Here is a 16100-nt window from a genome sequence, read left to right as displayed (position 1 = left end):
CTTGTTCTCGTTAAACGCAAAGCACGCGCGTGAAGCTCCCAATGTCCATCAAGGTCTATGCAGCTCTCTCGTTTCTCTCCGCGGGGTCGGCCTTGTGGAGCGCTGCGTCCATCGTGGTGGCCGGGCTGGCAGCTCAGCACGCTGATCAGCTCCTGTTTGAGTTGCTCTGGGGCGCCTTCAGTGTCGCTCTCGGATTCGGCATCCTTCGGTTGCGTCCGGCGTGGCGGGTCGTGGCGCTCGTTTGCTGTTGCTGGGCGTTTGCCGTGTTCGCTCTCGTGCTCGTCGCATGGTGCATTTGGCCGCACAGTGTCACATGGCCAGTCCTGGCCATCACGCTGGTCGCAGCCACCCTAAATGGTTTCTTCTTCTATCGTTTTCGCCAGCCTGATATCAGGTTGTTGTTCCAAGCCAAGTCCGCCGTCGCCCCGAGCGTCTGACCAAACGATGGAGCGTAACGACAATGGCACATCATGTCATCGAAAACCAAACTGAAGGAGGGCGAGTTTTGCCGAGTCATTGGGGGCACGCACGCCGGAAAATCCGGGACCGTTCACGATATCAAAACCAGCAAGACTGGTCACATCACGATCACGGTTAAGCAGAAAAACGGCGAGTGTTTCAAAACGCTGGCCAGGAATGTCGAGGTTCAGCCAAAGGCTGGCGTCTAACCAGCGAATACGGCCTGCTCCAAAAAAAAAGAAGGACCGGCCGTGCTGATCCCCCGAGCCAATTGAGGCGCGCCTTCAGCGCTCGGGTATTTCGATATTCACGGTCCTGGGGCGTTGCCCCAGGTTAGGTTGATTTTGCGCCGTTGGCGCAGACGGCGATCTGAAGCGCTGCCCGGGCAATTGCAGGGCGACCGCTCCGGTTGCCACTTTGTCGCAAGAGCCCTCTCGCGCGGCTCTCAACTATTAACTCTCAACTCTCCCCTGGCCGGCGAGCGATGCTCGCTACTTACCCTCGGCATAAGGGATCGGCATGATCCCCTGGGCGCGCGCTTCGGCGAGGTCGATCCATTGGTAGTTGGGATCGGCTGCCTCGACTTTCTCTTTGTTCTTGAGCAGATCTTCGGTCCCGACCTGAACCGCCTTGGCGAAGGTCTTCCAGTCGCGGCGGGACCGAACGGCCGGGTCGAGCTTGTCGCGTAACGCGGTCAGGGCGGCGGGATCGTTCGGTTTCTTTTCATCGGCGGTATCGGGAAGTCCCAGGACGGTGGTTTCCAAACCGATGAACTGCGATTTGCCCGCGCCGAGATAAAACCCGGCATACATGTGGCCGGGCACAGTCACGAGGAAAGGTTCGATCGAGATTTTGCGCAGGATGGAGGCGAACAGGACGCTGCCGTCGACGCAGTTGGCCTGGGTATTGGTAAGCGATTGATCGATGAAGCGGACGAACTGGCTCTGGACGGTCTCGGAGCCGCCGGGCGTCGTGGTGGTGGAACTGTATTGCAGGCCGCGCTTTTGCAGGGCCGACCAGACAGCGAAAACCTGCCGGAGCGTTTCGTCATGCTCGTGCGTGGTGACGCGGAACGCGCTGACGATTTTCGTGTCGAGCGCTTCCTGAAGAATCTTATCGAGCATCGGATGGTTCTCGTTGACGTAGGCGGCGAACATCCAGCCGAGCTCGGTGGATCCAGCGATGAAGTTTTCATCGTCGAGGGTTTCCTCGGACTTGGCGACGCCAAAGGGGCAATCATTGATCGAGCGCACCTGGAGCGTCTCGTGCTTTTCCCCGGACGATTCGCCGTCCACTTCCACTTCAAAGGTGACGTTGAGCGGCACCTGCTGGGTGACCTTGCGCAGCCGTTCGAATTTGTAATTCACCTTCGGCGCGATGAAGTAATCCTTGCCGGCCTCGGCCAGCTCTCCGTTCCAGGAGGTCGCCGTCATGAGATCGTTTTCCTTCACGGTCACTTTGACTTTGGCGTTTTCCGCCGGGGCCTTCACGGAAACGCCGACTAAACCAAAGCGTTCCCCGAGCAAATAGGGATCGGGCGCTTCCGCTTCTTCGTCGCCCGGCTCAATGGGGCGGACCGAGGCGGTCGCGATCAGCAGCGACGGGAAAAGCTGGTGGTCCATGTTCGCTTCCGGAGTCCATTCGACCTCCTCCGCGGCGGCGGCCAGGGAGAGACAAAAGCACACGAATATCGGGGCGAACAGGCGGACGAAAGACTTCATGGCCAAATGGATGGCCGTTCTTTTTGAAAAGACAAGCGCCAAGCCGAAGCGGGCTTGATCTTGCCGGCGGTTTCCTTCAGAAGATTTGACATGCAACTTTACGTCGGCAAGAACGGCCAACAGCTCGGGCCTTTTTCACTCGAGGAAGTCAATCGAAAGCTGGCGGACCGAACCTTCTTGGGAACAGACCTGGCCTGGTATGAGGGCGCCGCGGGATGGGCGCCGCTCTCGAGCGTAGCGGGGGTTGTTCTTCCCCCGGCCGAGTCGACGGCGCCGGCCGTGCCAGTGGCGGGCGCCGCACCAATGCCGGCGCCCACGCCAGCGCCAGTCCCGGCCGCAGTCCCGAGCCGGCCGAGTGCTTACCCTGCCCAACCGGTAGCGACAGGGAGCCGCAGCTACAAAACGATGGCCCGGGTCGGATGGATCTTGCTGGGAGCCACGCTGCTCATTTCCTGCATACCCATTCTGGGCTGCGGCGCGTGGATCCTCGTCTGGCCCGTCGCCATTGCCGCGATCATTCTTGGAATCATCACCATCAGCCGAGGCGGAACGGGCTCGGGCATCGGGCTCATAATCGCCGCCATAGTCCTTCTACCGGTCGCCTACATCGTGCCGGTTTTCACCACCGCGCTCCTGGGCGACAAACAGGAACGCCAGAACGAAACCCAGATTATGGAGAACTTGCGCAGCATCGATGGCGCCAAGTCGCAATGGGTCACCGCCACGAAAGCGACAAACGGAGCGGATGTGACCATGGCCAACCTAACGACTTATTTGAGCGGAAAGGAAATCAAACCGGTCGTGGAGGAAAATTACGACCCGGCGCCCGTTGGTCAGCCACCCACGGCGACGCTGCCGGCAAAAAAATCACTTGGAGGTTTCACGCAGGGGGAAGTGCTGACCGCCGCGGCCATCGAACAAGATCTGGCCAAGGGTTCATTTTCGTGGATAAAAACATCGATCACCAAGTTGGGGAATGCGCCAAGTCCAACTCCAGCCGTGATTCCGTCGATGCCACCAAAGGTGACGACCCCGCCCGCGTCGCCAAGCCCGTCTGCAGCTCCGAAACCAGCGGTATCGCCGCCCCCAAGCTCGTCGCCGTCGCCTTCCGCGTCCCCAAGATCGAGCACCGCTCCTCATTCGCTGATCTCACCGCGGCAACAGCAGGAACCGGAGGAATCGCCTTCGGCACGCCAGTCGCCTTCCGCCAAGTTCGCTCCTCAACAGAAAGGCCCCCCAGCGAAGCCTCGCCAATCACCTTCGGAACCCGATAATTCCGGCGGTCTTCGGCAGGGAAAAAAGAATCCTCCGGGCGAAGTCCCTTCGCCATCACCAGAGGAGGACGACGAGTGACGGTCTTGCCGACCAAGCCAAGAGCCGATTTTTTCTGTTTGTGACCGCCGGGTCTTGGGGATAACCGTGATCATTTTCCACGATCCTCGGTGCGTGGAATACTCCGCGCCGGGACATCCGGAGCGCCCTGACCGGATTCGGAAAACAGTTCCGCTCCTGAAATCCCGCCATCCGGACTGGGAATGGCGGGTGCCCCAAGCGGCCACGGAAGAAATGCTGCTCCGCGCTCACTCTCCTGGCCACATCGACCGCGTCAAAAGCGCGGTCACGGACTTCGATGCCGACACAGCGGCGCATCCCGGCATTTTCGAGCACGCGGCGCGAGCCACGGGAGCCGCGGTCGACGTCGCGCGCGAAGCGCTCGGCGGAAACGCAGCTTTCAGCCTGATGCGGCCTCCGGGACACCACGCCATGCGTGAGCGCGCCATGGGCTTTTGCTATTTCAGCCACATTGCCGTTGCCGCTCACGAAGCGCTGGCGAATGGCGCGGAGCGAGTCGCCATCTGGGATTTCGACGCGCACCACGGGAATGGAACCGAAGATATCGTGGCGGGTAATCCACGAATCGCGTTCGCCTCAATTAATCAATTTCCCGGTTATCCGGGAACGGGAACGCGCTCGTTTGGCAACATTCACAACTACCCGGTTCCGCCGCTCGGCCCGCGAGCGAACCATGTCGGCGAAGTCCGCCGGGCACTCGATCAATTGGTTGCGTTCAAGCCGGACCTGCTGCTCGTCTCCGCCGGCTTCGATGCTTTTACAGGCGATCCGATCACGGAAATGACTCTAGAAACCGAAGATTTCGTGACGTTCGGCCGGTGGATCCGCGAAACGAAGATCCCTGCGGGCGCGATCCTCGAAGGTGGCTACAGCGATCAGTTGCCGGAGCTGATCGATGCGTTTCTCGCCGGGTGGAGCGAGCGCTCCGACGCTCGATAACTAACGGCGCAAACCACCATCGCGCGACGTAGCGCGCGATCCACCTGGCTTCACCGCCTCAATGCGATCCTTTTCGCGATCTGCAAAACTTTGGTTGGCAGACCGAAGAGGGGCAGTGGATAGTGGCCGCGTCATCGGGCCGTAGCACAGCTTGGTAGTGCGCTTGAATGGGGTTCAAGAGGTCCCGGGTTCGAATCCCGGCGGCCCGATTATCTTAACTGATTATAACAGAGCATGTTATATTCTGCACACAAAGAGAATGGGGCAATATGGGCAATACCGATTGCCCAAATACTGCCTGCACAACCACGAATTATCCGCCAGTCGTCAGGCCCCGCCGAGCAGGTCCTTCCGTCATTCTGACGAATATCCGGCGGCGACGAGTGCGGCCTGCACAGCCAGCGCGCCCTTTTTGTAGACGGTTACCGCGAGCAACTCTACGTCCCGATAAACAGCCCAAAATCGAGCGCCATAATGGGCGACGACCGTTTGCCCGCGCCTTTGGCCGCCGACCGCTAGATGAACCCTCGATAAGGTCTGCCGTTTGTCGATCTGAATCAGATGACGAGGGCGTGTTACATTTCCTGCGTGACATGTTGGTAAATGTTTCAGAATAACGCGACATTATCACGGCTATTTTTAACAGAAATCAGCTCTGCGAACTGGGGATATCTCCAACGAATGACACGGACAGGCGACGCCGCGCGCGGCGATGTTTAGTTATGAATAAGTAAGCTTGCGCCCGATCTTTTTCGCCGGCCCGCCCGTCGCGCGAGCCAACGCATCAATCACCAAAGAGACCTCTGCGTTCGGCAATAAGTCCCGTCGGACAACTGCCTACATCAATAACACCTTGGCGAGCACGTACGCCGCGATGCGTTAGTTAAGAATGATGAAGTGTCACCGACTCTTTTTTTCCGGCCCGTCCGCGGGGCAAGCCAGGCATCAATCGCTAATAGAACTTCTGCATTCGCCAACAAATCCCGTCGGACAATTTGCGCCAGATTCGTCTCCCAGGACCGCGGCGGTCGACCGTATTGCTCGGAAAGGTGCCTTGCGAGCTCTGCTTTAACGCCGCGCGGTGCGAGTTCCCGGGCAACGATTTTGAGCCAGCGATCAAAATTTGGAGTAGCACGTTTCATTGGACGAATCGTTACGCATTTATGGCCATGAAAAGCAACCTTGCAACATCCGACATCAGTGCCGAAGCAATTGGTCGCTTTCCCCGCCGAGGATGCGACCGGCGGGCCAAGCGAGCGCGCTCGCGACATTGGCGGAAATTGGCAGACGCGCCAGACTTAGGATTGCGAAATCATCGATTTCAAGGCTTCGCTTTTCGTTTCAAAAGGAAATGTTCTTACGAGGGGTAAGCATCGATTTCGACGACGTTGCACAATTCTACGAATGGGTGAGCAGAAAAGCGGTCATTTTAGTGGCCTGACCCCAAAAGCTAGACAGGTTACAAGTGTAGTTCTGCTGGTTGTTTGATCTGATAAAATCCGGTTTGGTTAGTCTTGGCAAGTTTGGGCGGAAGGAGGCCGGGAGGAGCCCAATTTTGTTCGCGCCTCGGGCGAACTTTCCTGGTGTTTGGTAGCCGAGCGAGCTGTGGCGCCGCTTTTCGTTATATTCCACGCGCCAGCTCTCGATGTGACCGTTTTCTCACGGACTGCCCGGCTTGATGTAGAGGGTTTTAATCTGCCGCTCTTTGAGCCAATCCTGGATGGCGTAGGCGATAAACTCCGGGCCGTTGTCGCTGCGCAGATGTGGCGGTGTGCCGTAATGCGCGATTGTCGCTTCGATGATCGTGATCGCGTCCACGACCCGGAGGGACCAGGCCGCGTGCATCGCCAGGCACTCTCGGGTGTGCTCATCAAGGAGCGTCAAAATACGGAAGCGCGTTCCATTTTCCGTTTGGTCCTCCACAAAATCCCAGCTCCAAACCTGCCTTGGGACAGTCGCCCGCATTCGAGTGCTCTCCTGCGGTCCCAGCCGCCGCATCCGTCTTTGTCTTTGACGTACCTGGATTCCCGCCACCCGGCGCAAGCGCTGGACGCACTTCGGATTTGATCCTTAGACCGCTGCGTCGCAGGAGCGCTGTGATGCGCCGATAACCGTAACGGGGATGCTGCTCGCTTCGTTTAATCACGGCTCGATTCACTCCGCGCCTCTTTCGACTAAGCTGCGCCGGCCGATAATAACTCGAGCGCGCCAAATCGATCGCTCGGCAGGCTTGGGCCGCGCTGCCCAAGCCTTCTTCCACTGTGAGCTTCACCGCCCGGCGCCCGCTTTACGGGCTTACCATTTTTTTGCGTTCACCTCTTTTAAGATCTGCACCTGCACCGTCAGATCCGCCACCACCCGCTTCAAACGCCCGTTCTCTTCCTCCAGCGCTCGTAAGCGCCGCGCCTCGTCCACTTCCATCCCCCAATTTGCGCTTCCACCCATGGTATGTTTGCACCCCAAAGATTGTGCTTGGCGCAGGCCGCCACCACCGTGGCCCCGGCTCGCACTTCCTTCAGAATCGCTATCTTCTCTTCGTAACTAAATCGACTCTTCTTCATTTTCGTTTTGCCTTTCTAAAGGCAGAACTACATTTATGTCATGTCCACGTTTCCGGGGTCAGGCCACTAGCACAAATCCTAGTACACAAACTTGCCACACTTCGGTTGCTATATTTTGGATCGCCGATTGCAACTGCACCTCTTGCAGAAGAACGGGATCAAACCGTGCTTCCTATTCACGGTTACTATTCGCCAGAGATATTTGTTCATCGCCAAAGACAGGTATTTCGAGGCAAAGTCACGAGACGGTTACGGCGAAGTGGCGCCCAAAGAGCGAACGCGGGGCTGAAATGCAATGCCCGCGGCGGATGGTGCACAGCCACGGCCTGTAATTATGAAGACTGATCCGCTTGAACCCCTGGCGGCCAGGCGAAGTTTACTGCGGCGCTGTATGGACCATTTCTACGGGTTCGATGTCTTTATTTGTTACACCCGCGAGGATGATCGTGAGAGCCGCTATGCGAATGCGCTTTTCGTCAAGCTCGCCAATGAGAAGCCTCGATTAAGATGTTTTCTGGATATCAAAGGACTTAACCAAGATGAAACCCTCTCCGAGGCCATCGCAGGGCGTCTCCGTGAAAGCCGCTTTGTGGTCATCCTAGCCGGTAGTGCCACGGGAGAAAGGCCCTCTGTGCTCAACGAAGCCCGACTCGCAGTTCAGATGAAGAAGCGGATCATGCTGGTGGATCGCGGGATAGGATGGGCGAATTCCTCGAGCAGTCTAAAGCAAGTTGTCGACCCACGCAGCGTCATGGAACCGAACCCGGCGGTTCCTTCTACAATAGTGATCGCCACACTTCGCAATCATGTCCGGCGCTGGCAAGTTGATACGTTGCGGCGCGTGGGCATCGCTACCGCTTTCGTCACCGTGAGCATGCTGGCAATGGCGAGCTTCGGACTTTACCTACGGCAGACGAAGATAGCCGCGGCCGAGGCGGCGGCGCGGCAAGAGGCGAATAAAGCGCGGAAACAGGCAGATGACGCGCTCGCCGACGCACAGCACCAGCGTTCCAACGAGGGTTACATCGCGGCCCAGCGAGCGATCAATGAAAGTGAGGAAATGGAGGCGCTTCCGCTGCTGCTCCACGCGCTGCGGATCTGGCCGGAGAACCGTCTGGTCGCCGACCGGCTCTATGGCCTTTTAACCCAGCGGACCTTTGCGATCCCGGTCGCGGGGCCGGCCTCGGCGGACGCATATCAAAGTTTTTCGCGCATTTCAGGTTTCGGCGTTTCGGATGATGGAAACTTTCGCGTTGTACTAAACGGAATTCCGAATGAGTTTCGAGGCTCTGTGCCTGGGGAGCACAAAATGGGATTGGCTGACCTGAGCAAACCGGATTCGGGATTGGACCCTTTCTTCAGCGGAACCATGAGCCGCGACGGGAGATGGTTTGCCACCAGGGCGGTTGACGGCTTCGGAGAGCAAAATTGGTTGGCCGTCATGGATTTGAATACGTCCAAGGAACTTCGGCAAAAGGTGCCGAAGGAAGTTTCGGCAATCGCCTTGCTTCCCTCTCTGGGGTTGGTCGTCGCCGCCGGTGGGCCCGAAAACCGTAACGAGCGTGAAGTGTCGAAACATCCCGATGGGATCGACGTCTACATCTGGAGGTTTGCCGGTCCAGAGCCGAAATTGGTTACGCAGAAGCTGAATATTGGAACGTCCAGTGTTCGCCACATCCAGCCCTTTCCAGATGAAAGGCGTCTCGCGTTTCTATACAACATGCCCTCGGTGAAGGGTGAGGGCATCTGGCTTTGTGAACTCCAGACACAAAATCTGACGCTGGAATCTACGCAGGAAAAATTTGCCACCATTCCATCGTACTCTGACCTATCTATCGATGCGAGCGGCGCGGTGCTGGCTTTCTCTCCTCCGCACTCTTCTGGAGACAAAAAGACCTCTCTCCCGGCATACGCGATTCAAGGCACAAATCTCAAGCAGCTTCAGGATGTGGAGTGGCCCATGGCACTCCAGCGCTCGGCTGGCCGCGGGTCGGAAGGGCAATTTTGGCCGGGGACAGATTTGTTTCTGTTTTGTGGCACAGATCGCCTCCTGTTGGGTAAACTTCGCCAAGAGGCGTCGGGCAAGCTTCGGATCAAGGCGATCACTACTCCCATGACTTGGTATTTGGCTGGCGCGCGCGACTTCTTTCTCGGGGCGCTCGTATCTGAACACACTTCGGTCAAAGGCAGAGACATCGAACATTCCGAATACTGTATCTTCGATGGGAAGCAAGGGATGGCCTTGCCAGAGGTTGTTCCGCAGGAGGCGCCCACGCGTTTCTATGGAGGGAGTCTGCTCGAGGGAGTCACCGAACTGGCACGGTCCACCAATCCATCGATAATCCTATCGGCCACCGTGACGACCTTGGGAAGAGATCCATCCGATCCAAAAGAGTTGCCAGATGCTTTCACTTTTGAGCTCGCTCTACGCCGTGACGCCAGACAAGCGATTCCCCTCAAGCCTGACTTTAAATTAGAGTGGTCTGAGGATTCTAGCAACGTGAATGCTCGGGGAGCAATTTCGAATGATGGCCAATACGTCGCGGTGGCAGCTCACGACAAGGAAGGCTTTTCGCTGATGGTTTGGGATACGGGAAATGGGAAATTGCTAACGGTCAAGCAGCTACCGAAAACGCTCGAACTAGACGATAGCGCCTCTTTTGGCAGTATCGTGGGCCTGTGCTTTGGCGATGATCCTTCGACCCTCTGCTTGATCAATGAAGCGGGCCGCATTCTTCTTTGGGACTGGCGACGCCGCGCACCTTTCTCCGATCTCCTGGCTCCTCGCGCAGGCTGGAAAGCGGACAAAAACCAGCTCTTTGATGTTTCTGAGCTGCAGTGGACCCGGGGGAAGCTGCAGTTTGTCATGAATACCGGCCAACAGAAATACCGGGTCACTTACAAGCTCGGATTCCCGCACACTCTGCCCACGATTACGCGACTCACGCAGCTCGTCCGGGCCATCACTGGCGCGGATGCCGATACGAATGGATATGTGGTGCCAGTTGCTTCCGTCGTGGAGAATCGCGAACAGCCTATCTCCAGCGACACGGTCAATCGCCTGCGGCAAGAGTGGGCGGACGCGAAGGGCGACGATGAGGAGTTGACATTCTGCCGCTGGTATCTGGCTGATCGCGCAACCCGACCAGTCTATCCCGGTGCGAAGCAAACGGTGCCCGAACTCTTCGAATTCTTTCTCCATGCCGGGCTTTATGACGAAGCCGAGATGCTCAGCTTCGGGGACGGCAAAAAGATCGAGCGCGTTCGGGCAAAGAACAAGCAGGACAAATAGCCAGAGATCTGAACGGTTAGAGTCGATGAGATCGTTCGTTAACGTAGTTGCAGGATCAGTGAAGCGCGTGCTGCCGTGATTCTATCTACCCGAGATGAGGCGGAAATTGGCGCCCCCGACAAGCATGTAGTTCGCCCAATCGGGTTCGCGGGCGGCGAACAAAGCGTTGCGGCCCGCGAGGGCCGCCTGTTCGAGCGTTTCGCCGATGGCGAGCTTGGTGTACACCGTGCCGGCAAATCGCTCCGCAGCAGAATCCCCCACTTCCCAAAAGGTGCCCAGATAGGCATCCATGCCGCTCTGAAGGAACAGCTCCGCGAACGCGGCGGCGTTGGTGGCGGGCTCGCCGCGGACGCGCCCCGCTTCGCAGGCATTAACAAATGCGATACGCGGTAGCCGGGCGACGCTCCCCAGGTCTTCGCCGGTGAAGGGCGTTGGCCCAGCCAAAACCAGCCCGCTTTCCGCAGGCCCGGGACCGTCGAAAAAAGCATGGCCGCAGTAGTGCAGGATGTCGGCCCTGGCGAGCGCGTCGGCGACTTTGGCTTCCGTGGCCTCGTTTTCCCAAAGCTCTTCAAGTTCCAGGCGGTCGCTTTGGCTGAGAAGAATTTTACGCACGGCCTCGGCCTCCCTGGCCGCGCCGGGGAGGTCGCGAGTTGGGTTCGCGATGAGCAGTATCTTGAGTTTCGCTTTTTTTGGCGGCTGGGCGAACTGGCGTTCGAACGCCAAGCCCGAAATGGACAACCGGCGCGTGATGCCGCCAGCGAGCGCCGGTCGCAAATCCGGCGGGGCTAGGAGCATCTCGAAAGGAACCTTCGACGCAGCGGTATCGTGCATCACCACCATCCGCGAGTCCCGGCACGCCGCGAGGATCGCCGACGCCTGCTTCCCGAATAACCGCTCAGCCAGTTCTTCGCCTCGCTGTTCGAGAGTCTCCAAGTTCGGCGTGCTGCGTTTGCGCGGTCCGCTGCCTTCGGCGAGACGGGAAAGCTCGGCCGGCGACAATTTGGTGCGGATGGTGGGAACCACGGCAGCCGAGGAAGGCAGCAAACACGTCGCCTCCAAGTGATCGTCTTCGAGTCGGACATGGAGGATCATCGGTTCTCGAGGACCGGGCTCGGCAGCGATTCTCGCCAGCGATTGGCGCGTCGTCAGTTTTAGCTCCGAGTCTCTACCCAGCGTGTCGCAGAGAGTATTGAAGCGCGTGTCATCGGTCTCATGCCATACGAGCACCGGACGTCGCGGGCTTTTGGAAAAACCGCGTATCATCGCGCTTGCGACCGCCTGCGTATCCGCCAGTACATTCCCGCCAAAGCTCACCACTCCCACTCGCTGGAACCCGTGCCGCGTCGCCTCCTCGCAAGTCTCCGCCGCCGCCTGCTCGATCCTGCCTAGGATTCCGGCTGAGTCGCCCAAAGCGCCGAGCGATGCGAGGAAAAGCCATTCTGCGTCGATGATCGTGTCTTGCAGACTCACCAAGGTCCGGCCGGCGGAACGCGCCTCCGAGGCGATGCCACCGGTGAGCTGGTCGATGGCCGCGCCGGCGCCGCCGAGCGGCACTCCGTCGAGCGTGGCGATGGCGACCGCATCGAGCTTCTCCGCCGCAGTCAGGCTGTCATGGACCAGCTCGATCTGGAGGATGCCCGCGGCTTGCGCGCGAGCGATACCCAGCAGGCCTTTGGAAATCAGGGCCGAGAGCATTACAGAATCGCGGGTCCGGAAGAGCAGCTGGTTTTCTTTCACGGACAGCCCATTCCAAGCCAGGGAAGCCTCGTCATTTTTCAGCAGCGCGCCGGCGAGATTCTTTATCGCCGCCGCGAGCTCTGCCATCGTCTCCGGTAACCCGAGTTTTTTCCGCATCGGATGCGCGTCGAGCTGGCCGGCGTTCTTCGCGAAATAGGGGTGCTGCATCCAGATGCCGTCCTGTAGTTTTTCGGGCGCGGCCTTCCCTTCCAAAAGGTCCGCCACGATCGCCGCCGCGCCACCGAAGCCGCCCGACACGTAGAGCGGATTGCCGATTTCCAGCGACCGCCACGCCTCCTCGACCACGCCGGGATAGCGACCGCCATAGCCCGCACCCCCGGCCTCCGTTCGAGCATCGGCATTTCCTCCGAGGATCACGCGCGCCGCGATGTGCTTTTCCATGACTCGGCGCATGTCCGAAAAATACAATGCGTTCGGCGGCTCGCCTTCCTTCGTGGGAGGGGAGAGGATCGCCTCTGCGGCCATATCGGGAGAAGCCGCGAGATGATGAATGCTGAGCGGAATATTCTCTGGGGCGTCGCCCGGGGAAATGATCGCCGCGAGATAGCTATGCAAATCCTGCGCGGTCTTCGTTGCCGTCTGGTTGTAATTCTGGATCAACTGCGCCAACAGCGGAGTGAAGCCTCCGGGGCGAAAATCGCCGCCATACGCTATCGCCGCGCCAGCGGAGATGAGCGTGCGAGCGATGGCCACGGTCGCATCCTTCGCGTGCTCCGCGGTGAAGCCCTCCGGACCGCCTGCATCCGGGCTGTCGGAAAGCGACATCGCGACTTGCATGCCTTCCAGAGGAGAAGCCACGTCGGCCGCCTCCTCCCCGCGGCTCAGCAGTCGGCGAAAGGCCGTGGAGGGAGTGGCTAGGTGCAGGCGCGGACGTGCGGCCTTTAGCACCCGCCGCTCGATCACGGAGAGCTCGGGATCGGGATGCAGCACCAGTTGAGCGCGCTCGCTGCGCAACGGCCCTTGGGCGAGGTCGAGCAACTCCGGCGGTCGCGCCACGACCGCGACGTCTTGAGGTAGATTCGCCGCCGTAATGATGCGGCGCGCTTCCCGGCGGAAAAACTCCGAACGCAGCCATTCCACCATCGCTTGCGAAACGATGGGCGAGGGATTGCCGTCCCAGACGAGGCTCGGGCTATTGCCGCCATAGGGCGAACTGCGCAGTTCGCCCCGGCGCAGTATTTCGACCGCTAGCACGGGCATTCCGTGCAGCTTCGCTACGAGCACCTCCCGTTGGCACCAAACGCGCGAGCTGTAAACATCACCCCGCACGGAAATCAAAACCCCGCGTGTCACGGCGTCGTCGAGCTGGCCTTCGAGCGATTCGCCTGGTCGCAAATCCGTCGCATCGAAGAATGCCTTCCCGGTCGTGTCGGTCACCGCGAACGCGTGGATCTTTTTCGCCGCTTCATCCGTGGCCGTAAGGTCCGCCTTCGCATGGGAGATGAATAGTTGCGGACTCTGCCCCCCGGCGTTCCAGAGGCGGCTCACCGCGAGCACGATCTCATCGAGCGTCGCCCGACGGGGGTCACCCCGGCCGTAGAGCATTGAGAGCATCTGTTTTCCCGGCAGCTTGCCTTCGTCCGACCGCCAGTTTGCCGAAATCGGGACCGTCAACACATGCCCCGGCCCAAGCGCTGCGTGCCAGTCCGCCAGGGTCCGCAGCACCACATTAACCATTAGCCCGCGCGTCGCGCTCCCCAGTACGGGAATGAGCACCACCGTATCAGCCGCCGCGACATCGACAGATTCCGCCTCGACGCCTACCAACACCGAAATCCCCGGTCCATGCGCCAACGGATCGTCGATAGGCCGTGTCAGCCTGCCATAGAGATCGCTCCCCAGCCGCAGCGCCTCTTCGCGATCGGACTGATGGAAATATACCGACTGCAAAATCAGCACGGGCCGCTTCATGACGATTCAATCCTGACGCCCGACAGGGAAACGGGCAAGCCGGTTTCAGTGGGACATAGCATTTCTCCAAGGTTCTTCCCATCGCTCGCAGACTTTGAGCCATGGAAGCAAAATCACACCACTAAGCTCCGGGCTCGACGCGCCCAATACAATCCGTTCGGCAGCTCGGCCCCTTCGCCAGGACCTGGTCAAACTTGAAAGCGCTGGCCTTCGAATACTCCACCAGAGTCGAGCGCGAATCGCCGCCAACGTTGGTATTGAGGTCGTTGAGTTCCTTGCATCGCACGGTGTTGCAATAGCGTTTTTAGAAGGCGCTGCACGCGCGGATTCCTTAGAGCCCTATTCTTCCGGCTTTCTGAGTGCTCGGCCGTTTCGCCGGCGCCTCGAGATCTTCGATGCCGAGACTTGGCGCGAGCTGGACAAATTTCCAGAGGTCTCTGTCGAACTTCTGTCCGGTTTTCTTTACTTTGTCCTCCCGTGGCTGGATTACCCGGATATTGTCGCGCTCCTCCGCGGCAAAGGTATGGCAGGACTCAATCCGTTGCTCGCACCCGCAGAACAGGTCGAATTGTTTGAAACGGTGGACCCAGGCCGAATCATCGAACTCGTCCTGCGCGGCTTGGGCCGGCTTTAGTCTAAAAGTCTCCTGCCTTTCGATCGGAGCCGGCTACGGCGTCGAGGGCCTGCCTGCCAGCCACCAATCGCGCAATTCTTTCCAGCGCTGATGCCGCGGTTGGGCGGTGCGCAGATGCTCACGCCAGGTCGATTGCGTTTCCAGCGACAGCGTAGCGAGCGAGCCGTCGGGTTTCAGCTCCCGGCCTCCAAGCAGCACGGCGAAGCGGGTAATTGCCTCATCGCTTTCTGCGGGAGGCGGCCACGGCAGGTGTTGCACGAAATTGGCGCGATAACGAACCGCGAGCGTTCGGCCGTCTCTCTGCCATTGAGCCGCGTCGATGGCGCGCTCTTCCAGTTCCAGCGTCCAATCCATGTCGCCTCCGCCGAGCCGGCGGATTAGCAGCGCGCTGTCGCGCGGCCGGCGAAAGCTCCACGCGCCGTCCGGCGAAGGCCCATCCGCGCCAATCGGCAAATCCGGCACCACGCCACGATCCGCCGGGAGCGCGAGCGGCAATTGCCAGATGCCGAGGTGCGAGATGGGATGCGGATTTCGTTCGTCATTCGCATCGAGAGCAGGCGTCAAAGTGGCCGCCACGTAGCCGCCTGTAGAGTCAATGACAGGGGACTGGAGCCCCTCAGGCAACGCGTCGTTTGGCGACAGGCGCCAGCCAAGCCGCAAGTCGAAGACCTCGAAGCGCCCGGTCAGCGGCTCGAGCAAAATTCGAGGAAGATCGGTGGAGACGCCGGAGAAAGTGGCATTGATCGCATCGAAATCGAGCCGCTCCGGGGTGGCGAAATCCGGTGCGGAAAAGCGCCGTAGTCCTAGCATCCGCGCCTCAATGAGCCCGTCGGTTTTGCCCGGAAGCCACATAGCCTGGCCTTTCGACACTCCTTCGCTCACGACAGAAAATGGAGCGCGCGCCTTGAGCACCACCCAACCGTCACCCTCTTGATCGCCATGATCGCACAACAAAAAATCGCCGCCGGGGTGAAAGCGAAGCGAGCTGATTGGGTGCGCGACTGAAACGTCCGCGCAGAGACGCGCGCCGGTGTCTGCGTGAAAGAGGGCAAAGCTCTGCGCCCCGGTTGACACGGCCAGAAATGGTTCACTCGGATGCCAGTCCGCCGCTGAGAGCGGATAGGCCTTGTCCGAGAGAATAATGACTTTATTTGCGTCGTCGATCGGGCGAAGACGGGTGCCCTTCTCGCGATCCGAGAGAACCAGGTGGATGACGCCGTCGCTGCCTCGGAGGACAGGCATCGCCCACGCAGGATCGGTATCGTCGCGTCCTTCCGCGTAGTCGAGCAGTTGAAAAGGATCACACGAGAAGCTCAGCCAGCGCCCATGCCATGAGGTGATTACGAGAAACTTTTCGTCGCGCGAAAAAAGGTGCGTCTGACCTTCGAGCGGCGGAACAAAACCGGCCGGCCACCTCCCGGCGACCGGGCCGGTGGCGCTTCGTTGCATCCGCTTGACGAGCCATGCATTTT

11 protein-coding genes and 1 tRNA gene are annotated in these 16100 nt (G+C 59.5%); 7 read left to right on the top strand and 5 right to left on the bottom strand.

Annotation, left to right across the window (positions count from 1 at the left end):
* The first annotated feature begins 29 nt into the window (after positions 1-29).
* Both VJU77_13905 and VJU77_13900 read left to right on the top strand, forming a co-directional pair.
* Complete coding sequence (locus tag VJU77_13905) at positions 30-437, top strand: hypothetical protein (GenBank protein ID HKP04442.1); 408 nt, start codon at positions 30-32, stop codon at positions 435-437.
* Positions 438-470: 33 nt separating this feature from the next.
* Positions 471-668: a hypothetical protein gene (locus VJU77_13900; protein HKP04441.1), complete on the top strand. Its 198-nt coding sequence runs from the start codon at positions 471-473 to the stop codon at positions 666-668.
* A gap of 282 nt (positions 669-950) precedes the next feature.
* Here the strand turns inward: VJU77_13900 and VJU77_13895 are convergent, their stop codons facing one another.
* On the bottom strand, positions 951-2180 hold the full coding sequence (locus VJU77_13895) for a hypothetical protein (protein ID HKP04440.1): 1230 nt from the start codon (positions 2178-2180) through the stop codon (positions 951-953).
* A gap of 90 nt (positions 2181-2270) precedes the next feature.
* On the opposite strand from VJU77_13895, the gene VJU77_13890 reads away from it, so the two are divergent.
* The 3 genes from VJU77_13890 to VJU77_13880 all read left to right on the top strand — a co-directional run bounded on the left by VJU77_13890 (position 2271) and on the right by VJU77_13880 (position 4681).
* On the top strand, positions 2271-3533 hold the full coding sequence (locus VJU77_13890; protein ID HKP04439.1) for a DUF4339 domain-containing protein: 1263 nt from the start codon (positions 2271-2273) through the stop codon (positions 3531-3533).
* 93 nt (positions 3534-3626) lie between these two features.
* On the top strand, positions 3627-4472 hold the full coding sequence (locus tag VJU77_13885; protein ID HKP04438.1) for a histone deacetylase: 846 nt from the start codon (positions 3627-3629) through the stop codon (positions 4470-4472).
* Between the two features lie 135 nt (positions 4473-4607).
* A tRNA-Pro gene (locus VJU77_13880) sits at positions 4608-4681 on the top strand.
* 1450 nt (positions 4682-6131) lie between these two features.
* Here VJU77_13880 and VJU77_13875 read toward each other — a convergent pair.
* Positions 6132-6437, bottom strand: coding sequence for a DDE-type integrase/transposase/recombinase (locus tag VJU77_13875; GenBank protein ID HKP04437.1), 306 nt, complete (start codon positions 6435-6437; stop codon positions 6132-6134).
* 330 nt (positions 6438-6767) lie between these two features.
* The gene (locus VJU77_13870) at positions 6768-6893 is read right to left on the bottom strand and encodes a hypothetical protein (protein HKP04436.1); all 126 of its coding nucleotides are present in this window, start codon (positions 6891-6893) and stop codon (positions 6768-6770) included.
* Positions 6894-7328: 435 nt separating this feature from the next.
* Between VJU77_13870 and VJU77_13865 the strand changes: the two genes are divergently transcribed.
* A complete protein-coding gene (locus VJU77_13865; protein ID HKP04435.1) occupies positions 7329-10325 on the top strand; it encodes a toll/interleukin-1 receptor domain-containing protein in 2997 nt (998 codons plus the stop codon).
* Between the two features lie 81 nt (positions 10326-10406).
* Here the strand turns inward: VJU77_13865 and VJU77_13860 are convergent, their stop codons facing one another.
* A complete protein-coding gene (locus VJU77_13860; protein HKP04434.1) occupies positions 10407-13994 on the bottom strand; it encodes a CHAT domain-containing protein in 3588 nt (1195 codons plus the stop codon).
* Positions 13995-14088: 94 nt separating this feature from the next.
* Between VJU77_13860 and VJU77_13855 the strand changes: the two genes are divergently transcribed.
* Entirely contained in the window at positions 14089-14628 is a 540-nt protein-coding gene (locus VJU77_13855; protein ID HKP04433.1) for a hypothetical protein, read from the top strand.
* A 33-nt stretch (positions 14629-14661) separates the two neighbouring features.
* Here VJU77_13855 and VJU77_13850 read toward each other — a convergent pair whose 3' ends face one another.
* Positions 14662-16077, bottom strand: a complete 1416-nt coding sequence (locus VJU77_13850; GenBank protein ID HKP04432.1) for a hypothetical protein — start codon at positions 16075-16077, stop codon at positions 14662-14664.
* Between the last annotated feature and the right edge of the window lie 23 nt (positions 16078-16100).

The sequence above is a fragment of the Chthoniobacterales bacterium genome (assembly GCA_035274845.1).
In the GTDB taxonomy this organism is placed as follows: Bacteria; Verrucomicrobiota; Verrucomicrobiia; order Chthoniobacterales; family UBA10450; genus AV80.
Note: the sequence above shows the minus strand (reverse complement) of the source record. Positions and strands in the feature narration are given on the sequence as shown.